The organism is Streptomyces sp. PTY087I2 (genome assembly GCF_001687325.1).
Taxonomy (GTDB): domain Bacteria; phylum Actinomycetota; class Actinomycetes; order Streptomycetales; family Streptomycetaceae; genus Streptomyces.
Genome location: NZ_LZRD01000009.1, coordinates 175,543 through 189,193 on the forward strand (window position 1 = coordinate 175,543; position 13,651 = coordinate 189,193).

Here is a 13,651-nt window from a genome sequence, read left to right on the forward strand (position 1 = left end):
ACCGAAGTTGTCCACAGTGTGCGCGGATTCTTGTGCATGGCAAGAGGAACATGTGTGCCCCTCGTCGCTGAGCTGGGTTTTTCCGCCCGGACAACGGGGTGCAGCCCCCCTCGACGAGGGAGGCTGCGGTCACACCGGCGTCAACTTGAGTGGAGGTTATCCACAGATCGTCTGACCTTTTCCCCCGACTGTGGATAACGCTGTGGGTAACTCAGGGCAAGGCTTGCGCGGGAGAAGCGGGAGATGCGGGAGAAGGGGTCCGCTACTTCCACTGGGTCGACACGGCGAAGCCGCCGGCGATGAAGCCGAAGCCGACCACGATGTTCCAGTTGCCCAGGGCGTCGACCGGCAGATCGCCTTCGGTCACGTAGAACACCACGATCCAGGCCAGCCCGATGAGGAACAGGGCCAGCATCACCGGAGCGACCCAGCTGCGGTTGGTCAGCTTGATGGCCGTTGTCTGCTTCGCCGGGGGCGGCGTGAAGTCGGCCTTCTTGCGGATACGTGACTTCGGCACGAGGGACTCTCCTGTCGATGCGCTGCGTGACCGCGCAGGGATCTGTGGCGGGCGCCGGGGGCGGGTGCCAGGGGCTGCCAGGGGGAAATGCTGCCTCCCCCGAGCGTCCGTTAGCGTAGTGCTTCCCTGGCGCCTGATGAGATAAGGGTACGTTGAGCAATTCTGCCGACTCCCCCGAAGGCCCGGCCCGGCGCACCTCCGTGTGGGCGGTCCGGGGGCTCACCGCTGCGGTTTTCGCCCTGGCCGGACTCATCTTCGTCACCAGCGCCAACACCGCCAAGGGCACCAATCTGCGCAGTGACTCCTCCCTGCTCAAGCTCTCCGACCTGATCAGGGAGCGCAGCGAGAAGAACGCCGAGCTGAACGACTCGGTCGCCTCCGTACGCTCGGAGATCGACGCCCTCGCCCAGCGCGACGACGGCTCCACCCGGGCCGAGGACGCCCGGCTGAAGGCCCTGGAGAAGGCGGCCGGCACGACGAAGATCACCGGCGACTCCGTCAGCGTGACCCTCGACGACGCGCCCCCCGACGCCACCGCCAACCCCGGCTACCCCGACCCCCAGCCCAACGACCTGGTCATCCACCAGCAGGACCTTCAGGCCGTGGTGAACGCGCTGTGGCAGGGCGGGGCGCGCGGAATCCAGGTGATGGACCAGCGGCTGATCTCCACCAGCGCGGTCCGCTGCGTCGGCAACACCCTGATCCTCCAGGGCCGCGTCTACTCCCCGCCGTACAAGGTCACCGCGGTCGGCGACCCCGGAAAGCTCAAGGCGGCGCTCAACAAGTCCACCGCGATCCAGAACTACCTGCTCTACGTGAAGGCGTACGGGCTGGGCTGGAAAGTCGACGAGGACGAGGCGGTGACTCTTCCCGGGTACTCGGGCACAGTGGACCTCCACTACGCACAGCCTGTGGAGTGAGCCCTGGCCCGAGCGCCAGCTGAGCCCCGGGGAGGCCGGTTCGGTGTCGGTGCGACTCGTCGTCAGAACCTTCAGCGAACTCTGCATCACCGTGGGCGCACTGATCGTCCTCTTCGTCGTCCACCTCCTGTTCTGGACGGGGGTGAGAGCGGCCGACGCGGCCGGGGGCGAGATCGACACCCTGCACAGCCAGTGGGCCCGCGAACCCGTGGCACCGGCCCCCTCTTCCGAGCCCTCCGCCCCGGTCCCGTACCGCGACGGAAAGCCCTTCGCGACGATGCACATCCCCCGCTTCGGCTCCGGCTGGGAGTGGCCCGTCCTGGAGAACACCGAGGTCAGGACCTTGCAGAAAGGCCTGGGGCACTACAGCGGAACCGCCCGCCCCGGCGCCACGGGCAACTTCGCGGTGGCCGGGCACCGGCGGACGTACGGCGACCCCTTCAAGGACTTCCCGAAGCTGCGTCCCGGGGACGCGGTCGTCGTCAACGACGGCACGACCTGGTTCACGTACCGCATCGTGAAGAAGCCCCACCGGACCGTGCCCACCGACACCGCCGTCGTCGACCCGGTGCCCCGCGGCTCCGGCTTCGAGGGCGCCGGCCGCTATCTGACCCTCACCACCTGCGAACCGGAATGGGGCAGCAGCCACCGGCTGATCGCCTGGGCCCACCTGGACGCGACGCGGCCCGTGGGCGAGGGGAAGCCGCCGGAGCTCGCCGACTGACCGCGCCCGGCCCCCGGTTGTCCACGATGCGTACGTTTTCCCCAGCGGACCCACGCTTCTGCCACGGCCCTCTAGTCTGGTGCGGGTACCGAATGGAGGGGTCAGCATGTACGGCTGGATCTGGCGGCATCTGCCGGGCAACGCATGGGTGCGGAGCATCATCGCGCTCGTGCTGATTCTGGCCGTCGTCTACGCGCTGTTCCAGTACGTGTTCCCGTGGGCGGAACCGCTGCTCCCGTTCGGCGATGTGACCGTCGACGGCGCGAGCGCCGGTGGAGCAGGAGTCAGCCAGTGAGCGCACGCATCCTCGTCGTGGACAACTACGACAGCTTCGTCTTCAACCTCGTCCAGTACCTGTACCAGCTCGGCGCCGAGTGCGAGGTGCTGCGCAACGACGAGGTGACCCCCGCCCACGCCCAGGACGGCTTCGACGGCGTCCTGCTCTCGCCGGGCCCCGGCACGCCCGAGCAGGCCGGGGTCTGCGTCGAGATGGTGCGGCACTGCGCGGACACCGGCGTTCCGGTCTTCGGCGTCTGCCTGGGGATGCAGTCGATGGCGGTGGCGTACGGCGGTGTCGTCGACCGGGCCCCCGAGCTGCTGCACGGCAAGACCTCCCCCGTGACCCACGAGGGCAAGGGCGTCTTCGCCGGGCTGCCGTCCCCCTTCACCGCGACGCGCTACCACTCGCTCGCCGCCGAACCCGGCGACCTGCCCCCCGAGCTGGAGGTCACCGCCCGCACGGAGGACGGCATCATCATGGGGCTGCGCCACCGCGACCGGGCGGTGGAAGGTGTGCAGTTCCACCCCGAGTCGGTGCTCACCGAACACGGCCACCTGATGCTCGCCAACTGGCTGGAGCAGTGCGGAGACCAGGGGGCCGTCGCGCGTTCGGCGGGGCTCGCGCCGGTGGTGGGCAAGGCCGCCGCGTGACCGAAGGCCGCCCCGGGCACGCCGCCGGACCGGAGGGCCCCGACGCGTACGGGGCGTACGGGATGGACGGCGCGTTCGTGGCGGCGGTGGACGGCCTCACGGATCCGCTCAACGATCCGCTGCCCGGCGGGCACGCGTCGCCGTGGTTCCGGTCGGAGACCCTGTCGGCGGCGCAGTCCGCGGAGCACGTCTCGGCGCAGTCCGCGGCGCAACCCGCGGCGCACTCTGCGTACGAGGACGGGTACGCGCCCCACCAAGGCCTGCACCACCAGGAACTCCACCAGGAGCTTCACCAAGCGCCTCCTCAAGGGCCTCAGCAGCCCCAGGGAGCCCCGAACGAGTGGTACGACCCCGCTGGGTACCAACGCGACTGGTACGGGCCTCAGGAGCCGTCTGCGGGACCGGCCGTGGCGCCCCCGGTTGCTCCGGTGGCTCCGGCCGAGGAGCCGGTCCCGGTCCCGGTTCCGGTCTCCTTCCCGGATGCACCGGACCCCCACGCCGAACCGCGTACCGAAGTCATCGCCCGCATCCCGGCGGAGCCGGAGCCCGAGCCGGAGGCGGAGCGTGACCCCGTCCCCGCGCCCGCCCCGGCTCCCGGCGGGCGGGCCGAGCGGCGGCGGGCGGCCAAGGGCCGGGGGCGCCGGCGCCCGGGGACGCCTCCGGAGCAGAGGACCGCCCCGGCCGCAGCGCCGATGTCCCGGGTGGAGGCCCGGCGCGCTGCGCGGGCGGCGAAGGACAGTCCGGCGGTCATCGCCAGCCGGGCGGTCGGCGAGGTGTTCATCACGCTGGGCGTCCTGATGCTGCTGTTCGTCACCTACCAGCTGTGGTGGACCAACGTCCGGGCCGACCAGATCGCCGGCAAGGAGACGAACCGGATCCAGGACTCATGGGCCAAGGGTGACCGCGAACCGGGGGCGTTCGCGCCCGGCGAGGGCTTCGCGATCATGCACATCCCGAAGCTGGACGTCGTCGCCCCGATCGCTGAGGGCGTCGACAAGAAGAAGGTCCTCGACCGGGGCATGATCGGCCACTATGGCGAGGGCAAACTCAAGACGGCGATGCCCTCCGACAAGCTGGGCAACTTCTCCGTGGCCGGTCACCGCAACACCCATGGCGAACCGTTCCGCTACATCAACAAGCTGAAGCCCGGCGACCCGATCGTGGTCGAGACCCGGGACGCGTACTACACGTACGAGATGGCCAGCATCCTTCCGCAGACCTCGCCGTCCAACATCTCGGTGATCGAGCCGATCCCGGTCGGTTCCGGGTTCGACAAGCCGGGCAGGTACCTCACGCTGACGACCTGTACGCCGGAATTCACGAGTACCTACCGGCTGATCGTCTGGGGCAAGATGGTCGACGAACGGCCACGCAGCGAGGGGAAGCCCGACGCGCTCGTCGGCTGAACATCCTCACGACAGGGACGGTGCGGTGGCAGCGAGGACCGAGCACGACGAGCGGACCGGCACGTCCGCGTCCCCGGACCCGGCCCCGGCACGGCGTCGCGGCCGCCACCCCGTGGCGACCGCCGTCAGCGTCTTCGGCGAACTGCTCATCACCGCGGGCCTGGTGCTCGCGCTGTTCGTCGTCTACTCCCTGTGGTGGACCAACGTGCTCGCCGACCGCGAGGCCGACCGGCAGGGCGACACCGTACGCAACAAGTGGGCGGACGCCGGGCCCGGTGCCCTGGACACCAAGGACGGCATCGGCTTCCTGCACGTACCCGCCATGAACAACGGCGAGGTGCTGGTCAAGAAGGGCACCGACCCCAAGACCCTCAACAACGGCATCGCGGGCTACTACACCGATCCCGTGAAGTCGGCCCTCCCCTGGGACGACGAGGGCAACTTCACGCTGGCCGCGCACCGCGACGGGCACGGCGCGAAGTTCCACAACATCCACAAGCTGAGGAACGGCGATCCGGTCGTCTTCGAGACCAAGGACACCTGGTACGTCTACAAGGTCTACAAGACGCTCCCCGAGACCTCGAAGTTCAACGTCGACGTCATCCAGCCGGTCCCGGAGGAGTCGGGCGTCAAGAAGCCCGGCCGCTACATCACGCTGACGACCTGCACCCCGGTCTACACCTCGAAGTACCGGTACATCGTGTGGGGCGAGCTGGAGCGTACGGAGAAGGTCGACAAGGACCGCACGAAGCCGGTGGAACTGCTGGGCTGAGCCCACGCCCGGGCCCCGCACACGGGAAGGGCCCCGGTCACCATCGTGGTGACCGGGGCCCTTCGCCGTACGCCGTGGGTGCGCGGCGGCTCAGCCGCCCGGGCCTCCGAAGAGGCCGCCCCCGCCTCCCTCGATGGTGATGAGGGTGACGGTACTGCCCTTGTCCGCCTCGGTGTTCGGCCCCGGGTTGCTGGTGATCACCCGGGCGTCCGGCTTGTCGACCGAACCCTGGGCCAGCTGGACCACGAAGCCGAGCCCTTCGAGCTGGCCCTTCGCGTCCTGGTACGACTTGCCCGCGATGTCACCGGGGATCTGGACCTTTTCCGGCTCGGCCGGCCCCTTGGAGACCTTCAGGACGATCTGCACGTCCTTGGCCTGGTTGCTCGGGCCCGCCGGGGTCTGTTCGATCACCTCTCCGGCCGGCTTGTCCGAGTCGACGTCGGCCCGCGAGACGTTGGTGAACCCGAGCTTGTTGAGCTGGGCGACGGCGTCGTCGTACTGCCGGGTGAGCACGTTGGGCATCGGTTCGGTCGTCTTCTTGGCCACGGTGATGGTGACCTCGGACTCCTCGTCGGCCTTCGCGCCGCCCTTGGGGTCCTGGTTGATCACCGTGCCCTCGGCCTTGTCGGACTCCGCCGTGGTGACGTTGACCGAGAAGCCCTTCTTCTCCAGCTCCTCGCGGGCGCCGTCCTCGGACTTCTCCAGGACGTTCGGGACCTCGACCTTCGGCGCTCCGGAGGAGACGACGACCGTGACGGTGCCGTCCTTGTCCATCATCGCGTCGGGCTTCGGGTCCTGGGAGCAGATCTGGCCCTTCTCCTGCTGCTCGCACGGCTCTTCGGCGCCCTTTTGCACGGTGACGCCGGTTCTGGACGCGAGCGTCTGCGCTTCCTCAAGGGTGGAGCCGACCAGGTTCGGGGCCTTGACCTGGTTGGCGCCGTCGTTGTCGGAGAAGATCACCCGGCCGATCAGGATCGCGCCGATGAGCACCAGAATGCCCGCGACGACCAGCAGGATCGTCGAGGTGTTGCTCTTCTTCTGCCGGCCCCGGCGGCCCTGGCGGTCGTCGTAGCCGTAGCCGCCGTCGTCCGGGTTGACCGGCGGCAGCATCGAGGTCTGCGCGTTGTTCGGGTCGGCCGGGCGCAGGGCGGTGGTGGGCTGGTCGGGGTTGTAGCCGTCGTAGCCCCCGTACCCCGCGGCGCCCATCGCCGCCGTGGCCGCGACCGGCTGGCCGTCGAGGCAGGCCTCGATGTCGGCGCGCATCTCGTCGGCGGACTGGTAACGGTAGTCCGGGTCCTTGGTGAGCGCCTTCAGCACGATCGCGTCCATCTCGGGCGTGATCTCGGGGTCGAAGTTGCTCGGCGGCTGCGGCTCCTCGCGGACGTGCTGATAGGCCACCGCGACGGGCGAGTCCCCGACGAACGGGGGCCGCACGGCGAGCAGCTCGTAGAGCAGACAGCCGGTGGAGTACAGGTCGGAGCGGGCGTCGACCTGCTCCCCCTTGGCCTGCTCCGGGGAGAGGTACTGGGCGGTGCCGATGACCGCGGCGGTCTGCGTCATCGTCATGCCGGAGTCGCCCATGGCGCGGGCGATGCCGAAGTCCATGACCTTGACCTGGCCGGTGCGCGTCAGCATGACGTTCGCCGGCTTGATGTCGCGGTGGACGATCTGGGCGCGGTGCGAGTACTCCAGGGCCTGGAGGATGCCGACCGTCATCTCCAGCGTGCGCTCGGGGAGCAGTCTGCGGCCGGAGTGCAGCAGTTCCCGCAGGGTCGACCCGTCGACGTACTCCATCACGATGTACGGGATGGAGACCCCGTCGACGTAGTCCTCGCCGGTGTCGTACACGGCGACGATCGCGGGGTGGTTGAGCGAGGCGGCCGACTGGGCCTCTCGGCGGAACCGGGCCTGGAACGACGGGTCACGGGCCAGATCGGCGCGGAGCGTCTTCACCGCTACGGTGCGGCCGAGCCGGGTGTCGTGGGCGAGGTAGACCTCGGCCATGCCACCACGGCCGAGCACCGAGCCCAGCTCGTACCGGCCGCCGAGGCGACGCGGCTCTTCCATAACTGTTCCAGCCCTCTCCGTCAGTCCCGACCGCACCCGTGTGTGGTCCGCGGCGGTGCGCTGTTCGCGCATACGCTACCGGGCACGGGTGACGTGATCAGCCCGCACCCGTCAGCCGATATCCGACCGGTATGCGATGTCCGGTATGACGGGCGGCGGCCGTGACAGGTCTCACTTCTTGCTGTCGATGACCGCCTTCATCACGTCGCGCGCGATGGGGGCGGCCAGGCCACCGCCGGAGATGTCGTCCCGGTTGGCGTTGCCGTCCTCGACCACGACGGCGACGGCGACCGGGGAACCGTTGTCGGTCTTCGCGTACGAGATGAACCAGGCGTACGGCTTCTCGCTGTTGTTCAGACCGTGCTGTGCGGTACCGGTCTTGCCGCCCACTGTGACGCCGGGGATCTGGGCGTTGGTTCCCGTGCCGTCCTTGACGACGGTCTCCATCATCTGCTGGAGCTTCTGCGCGTTCTCCCCGGAGACCGCGCGGCTGAGCTCCTTGGGCTCGTGCGTGTAGACGGGGTCGAGGTCGGGAGCCTGGCGCTGGGCGACCATGTACGGCTCCATCAGCTTCCCGTCGTTGGCGATGGCGGAGGCCACCATGGCCATCTGGAGCGGGGTGGCCCGGTTGGACGCCTGGCCGATGCCGGCCATCGCGTTCTGCGGCTTGTTGTCCTCGGGGTAGATGCTCGCGTCGGCGCGGACGGGCGTGAAGACTTCTTTGTTGAAACCGAACTTGTCCGTCTGCTCGATCATCTTCTGGTTGCCGAGGTCGTCGCTCATCTTCCCGAAGACGGTGTTGCACGACCAGCGCAGGGCCTCCCGCAGCGAGGCGTCCTCGCAGGGGATGTTGCCCTCGTTCTTGAGCTCCGTGGTGGACTGCGGAAGCGTCCAGGGAAGCGGCGATTCCGTCTTGGCGTCGATGTCGTCGTACAGCCCGTTCTCCAGGGCGGCGGCGGCGGTGACGACCTTGAAGGTGGAGCCCGGGGGGTAGGTCTCGCGCAATGCCCGGTTGAGCATCGGCTTGTCCTTGTCCTTCAGGAGCTTCTGCCGCGCCTCGGCGTCCTTGTTGGAGTTGCCCGCGAAGACCGAGGGGTCGTACGAGGGGGTGCTCGCCAGCGCCAGAATGGCGCCGCTCTTCGGGTCGAGCGCGACGACGGAGCCCTTCTTGTCGCCGAGCCCCTTGAAGGCGGCCCGCTGGGCGTCGCCGTTCAGGGTGGTGACGACGTTGCCGCCCTGCTTCTTCTCGCCGGTGAACATGGAGAGGGTGCGGTTGAAGAACAGCTGGTCGTCGTTGCCGGTGAGGATGCCGTCTTCCAGGCTCTCCAGCTGAGAGGAGTCGAAGGCCTGCGACGAATAGCCGGTCACGGGGGCCCAGAGGGGGCCGTCCTTCCAGACCCGCTTGTACTTGAAGTCGCTGCCGTCGGTCTCGACGGAGCCGGTGACCGCCTTGCCGTCCACGATGATGTCGCCGCGCTCGTGGGCGTACCGCTCGATGCGGATGCGGCGGTTCTCCTCGCGACCGGTGAGCTCGTCTGCGCGGACGTACTGGATCCAGTTGTCCCGCAGGAGGAGGGCGAACATCAGGAGGCCGCAGAAGATCGCGACCCGGCGCAGGGGCTTGTTCACGGACGGACCACCTGGGTCATCTCGGCGTCGGTCGAGGGTGCGGGCGCCGGTGCCGGGCGGCGTGCGGTGTCGCTGATCCGGATGAGGATGCCGATCAGGGCCCAGTTGGCGATGACCGACGAACCACCGGCCGCGAGGAACGGCATCGTCATACCGGTGAGCGGGATGAGGCCCATGACACCGCCGGCGACGACGAACACCTGGATCGCGAAGGCGCCGGAGAGGCCGATGGCCAGCAGCTTGCCGAAGGGGTCGCGTGCGGCGAGCGCGGTGCGCACGCCGCGTTCGACGATCAGCCCGTACAGCAGGAGGAACGCCATCACCCCGGCGAGCCCGAGCTCCTCGCCCACAGTGGCGAGGATGAAGTCGGTATTGGCCGCGAAGAGGATGAGGTCGGAGTTGCCCTGGCCGAGCCCGGTCCCGAGCGTGCCGCCGGAGCCGAAGGCCATCAGGACCTGGGCCATCTGCTCACTGGCGGCGTGGGTGCCCCAGCCCGCGAAGGGGTCGAGCCAGGCGGTCACACGGTCCTGCACATGCGGCTCGAACGAGGCCACGCCGACCGCGCCCACGGCCGACATGGTCAGGCCGAAGACGATCCAGCTGGTGCGTTCGGTCGCCACGTAGAGCATGACGACGAACATGCCGAAGAAGAGGAGCGAGGTGCCGAGGTCGGTCTCGAAGACGAGGATCAGGATCGACATCGCCCAGATGGCGAGGATCGGGCCGAGGTCACGGCCGCGGGGCAGGTACATGCCCATGAAGCGTCGGCTGGCCAGGGCCAGGGCGTCGCGCTTCACCATCAGATAGCCGGAGAAGAAGATCGCGATGATGATCTTCGCGAACTCACCGGGCTGGATGGAGCCGATACCGGGGATGGTGATCCAGATCTTCGCGCCGAACTGCGCGGGGAAGAACATCGGCAGGATCAGCAGAATCAGCGCCACCACCATGGAGATGTAGGTGTAGCGCTGGAGGATGCGGTGGTCCTTGAGCAGGAGCAGCACCCCAACGAACAGGGCGACGCCCATCGCCGAGAAGATCAGCTGCTTCGAGGCGGCGGGCGCGAAGCTGGGGAGCCGCGCCAGCCGCTCCGACTGGTCCAGCCGCCAGATCAGCGCCAGGCCCAGGCCGTTGAGCAGGGTGGCCAGGGGCAGGAGCAGCGGATCGGCGTACTTGGCGAACCTGCGCACCACGAGGTGGGCCACTCCGCCGAGCAGCGCGAGTCCCGCCCCGTAGCCGAGCATCCCCGCGGGCAGTTCGCCGTTGAGGGCGAGGCCCACGTTGGCGTAGGCGAACACCGAGATGGCGACGGCGAAGATGACGAGCGCCAGCTCGGTGTTGCGGCGGCTCGGTGCGTCGATCGCGCCGATGGTGGTCGTGTTGGTGACAACGCTCATGGTGCTGAAGGCCCCCTACGGCTTACTGCTTACCGCACTGCGGGACCAGCTTCTTCTCTTCCTCCGAGAGGCTGGGGCCGGGAGTGGGAGCGGTGGTCGGCTTGGTCCCCTTGGCGGAGGAGGTGGCGGAAGTCCTGGTGGCGGGGGTCCCGGCGGTGCCGCCGGCCTCGCCCTCGCCCGTACGGGCCCGGGTCTCGGCCTCGGCCGCGCGGCGCTGCGCGTCCTTCTTGCAGGCGGAGGCCTGCGCGGCCAGTTCGGCGATCTTCTCGCGGGCGTCGGTGATGTTGCCCTCGGCGATCGTCGACTCGACCTGCTTGCGCTGGTACGGCGGCAGGTACTTGAGCTCGATCTCGGGGTGGTTCTTCTCGACCTTCGAGAGCGAGACCCAGGCGAGGTCCTGGCTGATGCCCCGGAACAGCGCGACGTTCTCGTCCTTCACACCGACGTAGTACTGCGTCTGCGTCCAGCGGTAGCCGCCGTACAGACCGCCGCCGATCACGGCCAGCGCCAGCACGATGTAGACGGAACGCTTCAGCCATTTACGCCCGCCGCGCGGTTTGACGAAGTCGTCGTCCGTATAGGCGTCGTAGGAGCCGTCGGGCATGCCGCCGTAGCCGTTGTCGCCGCTGCCGGGCGGGCCGAAGCCGCCGGCGGGCGGGGGTACGGGGCGGCCGAGGCCCGCCGCGCGTCCGGCGGGCGTCTGCATGGCCCCGCCGTCGCCCAGCTGGGCCTGGTTCTCCGCGACCGCGCCGACGACGACCGGGGTGTCGTTGAGCTGCCCGGCCAGGGTGTCGTTGTTGTCGACGTCCAGGACGTCGGCGACGATGCAGGTGATGTTGTCGGGGCCGCCGCCGCGCAGGGCGAGCTGGATCAGCTCCTGGATGGTCTCCTGCGGGCCCTGGTAGCTGGCGAGGGTCTCTTCCATCGTCTGGTGCGAGACCACGCCGGAGAGGCCGTCCGAGCAGATCAGATAGCGGTCGCCGGCCCGGACCTCGCGGATGGAGAGGTCCGGCTCGACGTGGTCGCCGCTGCCCAGCGCCCGCATCAGCAGGGAGCGCTGCGGGTGGGTGGTGGCCTCTTCCTCGGTGATCCGGCCCTCGTCGACGAGGCGCTGCACCCAGGTGTGGTCCTGGGTGATCTGCGTCAGGACGCCGTCGCGCAGCAGATACGCGCGGGAGTCGCCGACGTGCACCAGGCCGAGGCGCTGGCCGGTCCAGAGCAGGGCGGTGAGCGTGGTGCCCATGCCCTCCAGCTGGGGGTCCTCCTCGACCATGACGCGCAGCTGGTCGTTGGCCTGCTGCACGGCGGAGCCGAGCGAGGTCAGGAGATCGGATCCCGGTACGTCGTCGTCGAGCGGGACGAGCGTGGAGATCACCTCGGAGCTGGCGACCTCACCGGCCGCCTGACCGCCCATGCCGTCGGCGATGGCGAGGAGCCGGGGACCGGCGTAGCCGGAGTCCTCGTTGCCCTCGCGGATCATGCCCTTGTGCGACCCGGCGGCGAAGCGCAGCGAAAGACTCATGCGCACCTGCCCCGTCGACTCCGCCTCGGGGTACAGCCTGTCTCGAGCCACACTGCCCACCCTCCGGTCGGGAACCGGGCAGCGTCCACCGTCGGGACCGCCGCGGCTCGCTCGCTCCGCTCGCTCATTGTCGTACTACTTCCGCAGCTCGATGACGGTCTTGCCGATACGGATCGGCGCGCCCAGCGGAACTGGTGTCGGGGTGGTGAGCCGGGTCCGTTCCAGATACGTGCCGTTGGTGGACCCGAGATCCTCGACGATCCACTGGCCGTCACGGTCCGGGTAGATCCTGGCATGCCTGCTGGACGCGTAGTCGTCGTCCAGCACGATCGTTGAATCGTGGGCCCGGCCCAGGGTGATGGTCTGGCCCTGGAGCGCGACCGTGGTGCCCGTGAGCGTGCCTTCGGACACGACCAGCTTTGTGGGCGCCCCGCGGCGCTGCCGGCCGGACTGCTGACGCTGCTGGGGCGGCGCCGCTGGTTGTTGTTGGCGGCCCTGCTGGGGGCGCGGGTCGGCGGCAGTGCGGCGTGAGCCGCGCTGCGTGACGCGCGTTCCGAACAGGTCGCTGCGGATGACCTGTACGGCCACGATGACGAACAGCCACAGAACAGCCAGGAAACCTAGCCGCATGACCGTCAGGGTCAGCTCTGACATTGCCCCCGCTTCACCCTTCGGCTTGCCGGTAAACGATGGTGGTGCTGCCCACGACGATCCGCGAGCCGTCGCGGAGCGTAGCGCGGGTGGTGTGCTGCCCGTCCACCACGATGCCGTTGGTGGACCCGAGATCCTGGATCGTCGAGGGCGTTCCGGTCCGGATCTCACAGTGCCGGCGCGATACGCCGGGGTCGTCGATCCGCACGTCGGCGTCGGTGGATCGTCCCATCACCAACGTCGGGCGGGAAATCTGATGGCGGGTGCCGTTGATCTCGATCCAGCGCCGCGTCCGGGCGTCCGGCAGGGGGCCGGGCGCCGCCGGCGGACGCCGGTCGTGCGTGGGGGCCGGGGGCCGTCCGGCGCCGGGCGGCGGGGCCGCGGGCATCGGCGGAGCGGCGCTCGGGGGGTAGCCGTAGCCACCGGGAGCCTGCGGGGCGCCGGGGCGTCCGGCCGGGGGCTGGTGGGCGTGGCCCGAGGGGTCCTGCTGTGACGTACTCGACGCCAGCGTGCGGCTGCGGACCCGGTAGAGGCCGGTGTCGAGGTCGTCGGCCTTCTCCAGGTGGACCTTGATCGGGCCCATGAACGTGTAGCGCTGCTGCTTGGCGTAGTCGCGCACCAGGCCGGAGAGCTCGTCGCCCAGCTGGCCCGAATACGGGCTGAGCCGCTCGTAGTCGGGGGTGGAGAGCTCGACGATGAAGTCGTTGGGGACGACGGTCCGGTCACGGTTCCAGATCGTCGCGTTGTTGTCGCACTCGCGCTGGAGGGCGCCGGCGATCTCGACGGGCTGCACCTCGGACTTGAAGACCTTGGCGAAGGTGCCGTTGACCAGCCCCTCGAGGCGCTGCTCGAAACGCTTCATGACCCCCATGGGGCACCTCCTCCGTTGTCATCGTCCCTGTACTGCTTACTGATCGTATCCACGCGTCGCGAAATCGGCTGGTTCCCCTTGTCCGGCCTGTGGATGAGTGTCACCCCTCACACGGATCGTAGAGGTGGCCTCCTCACAGTGTCCCGCACCCGGGACGCACTCAGGAGGAGTGGGGGGCGAAGGTTCGGGGTTCCCGCTTCCCCTCCCGGAGCCGGCGAAACAACGGATGTGAATCCACCCTGTCC

13 protein-coding genes are annotated in these 13,651 nt (G+C 69.2%); 6 read left to right on the forward strand and 7 right to left on the reverse strand.

Annotated features, from left to right (window positions below):
* Positions 1-262: 262 nt before the first annotated feature.
* Positions 263-517, reverse strand: coding sequence for a cell division protein CrgA (crgA, locus tag A3Q37_RS12115; protein ID WP_065482284.1), 255 nt, complete (start codon positions 515-517; stop codon positions 263-265).
* Positions 518-669: 152 nt separating this feature from the next.
* On the opposite strand from crgA, the gene A3Q37_RS12120 reads away from it, so the two are divergent.
* The 6 genes from A3Q37_RS12120 (at position 670) to A3Q37_RS12145 (ending at position 5,269) form a co-directional block, all read left to right on the forward strand.
* Positions 670-1,437, forward strand: a complete 768-nt coding sequence (locus A3Q37_RS12120) for a DUF881 domain-containing protein (protein WP_176711403.1) — start codon at positions 670-672, stop codon at positions 1,435-1,437.
* A 43-nt stretch (positions 1,438-1,480) separates the two neighbouring features.
* Positions 1,481-2,161: a class E sortase gene (locus A3Q37_RS12125; RefSeq protein ID WP_065482292.1), complete on the forward strand. Its 681-nt coding sequence runs from the start codon at positions 1,481-1,483 to the stop codon at positions 2,159-2,161.
* Positions 2,162-2,267: 106 nt separating this feature from the next.
* A complete protein-coding gene (locus tag A3Q37_RS12130) occupies positions 2,268-2,456 on the forward strand; it encodes a hypothetical protein (RefSeq protein WP_065482295.1) in 189 nt (62 codons plus the stop codon).
* Positions 2,453-3,091: an aminodeoxychorismate/anthranilate synthase component II gene (locus A3Q37_RS12135; RefSeq protein WP_065482298.1), complete on the forward strand. Its 639-nt coding sequence runs from the start codon at positions 2,453-2,455 to the stop codon at positions 3,089-3,091. The genes A3Q37_RS12130 and A3Q37_RS12135 overlap by 4 nt, the downstream gene beginning before the upstream one ends.
* Entirely contained in the window at positions 3,088-4,497 is a 1,410-nt protein-coding gene (locus A3Q37_RS12140) for a class E sortase (RefSeq protein WP_065482301.1), read from the forward strand. Before A3Q37_RS12135 ends, A3Q37_RS12140 begins: the two co-directional genes overlap by 4 nt.
* A gap of 25 nt (positions 4,498-4,522) precedes the next feature.
* Entirely contained in the window at positions 4,523-5,269 is a 747-nt protein-coding gene (locus tag A3Q37_RS12145) for a class E sortase (protein WP_065482307.1), read from the forward strand.
* 90 nt (positions 5,270-5,359) lie between these two features.
* Here A3Q37_RS12145 and pknB read toward each other — a convergent pair whose 3' ends face one another.
* From pknB to A3Q37_RS12175, 6 genes are all read right to left on the reverse strand, one after another.
* Positions 5,360-7,336 carry a Stk1 family PASTA domain-containing Ser/Thr kinase gene (pknB, locus tag A3Q37_RS12150; RefSeq protein WP_065482310.1) on the reverse strand — a complete coding sequence of 659 codons (1,977 nt, stop codon included), beginning with the start codon at positions 7,334-7,336 and terminating at the stop codon, positions 5,360-5,362.
* A 171-nt stretch (positions 7,337-7,507) separates the two neighbouring features.
* A complete protein-coding gene (locus A3Q37_RS12155; RefSeq protein WP_065482313.1) occupies positions 7,508-8,965 on the reverse strand; it encodes a penicillin-binding protein 2 in 1,458 nt (485 codons plus the stop codon).
* Positions 8,962-10,362, reverse strand: coding sequence for an FtsW/RodA/SpoVE family cell cycle protein (locus A3Q37_RS12160; RefSeq protein WP_065482321.1), 1,401 nt, complete (start codon positions 10,360-10,362; stop codon positions 8,962-8,964). The genes A3Q37_RS12155 and A3Q37_RS12160 overlap by 4 nt, the downstream gene beginning before the upstream one ends.
* A gap of 22 nt (positions 10,363-10,384) precedes the next feature.
* Positions 10,385-11,884 carry a PP2C family serine/threonine-protein phosphatase gene (locus tag A3Q37_RS12165; RefSeq protein ID WP_065482323.1) on the reverse strand — a complete coding sequence of 500 codons (1,500 nt, stop codon included), beginning with the start codon at positions 11,882-11,884 and terminating at the stop codon, positions 10,385-10,387.
* A gap of 135 nt (positions 11,885-12,019) precedes the next feature.
* Entirely contained in the window at positions 12,020-12,538 is a 519-nt protein-coding gene (locus tag A3Q37_RS12170) for an FHA domain-containing protein (protein WP_065482325.1), read from the reverse strand.
* Positions 12,539-12,548: 10 nt separating this feature from the next.
* On the reverse strand, positions 12,549-13,406 hold the full coding sequence (locus A3Q37_RS12175; RefSeq protein ID WP_065482328.1) for a DUF3662 and FHA domain-containing protein: 858 nt from the start codon (positions 13,404-13,406) through the stop codon (positions 12,549-12,551).
* Positions 13,407-13,651: the final 245 nt, after the last annotated feature.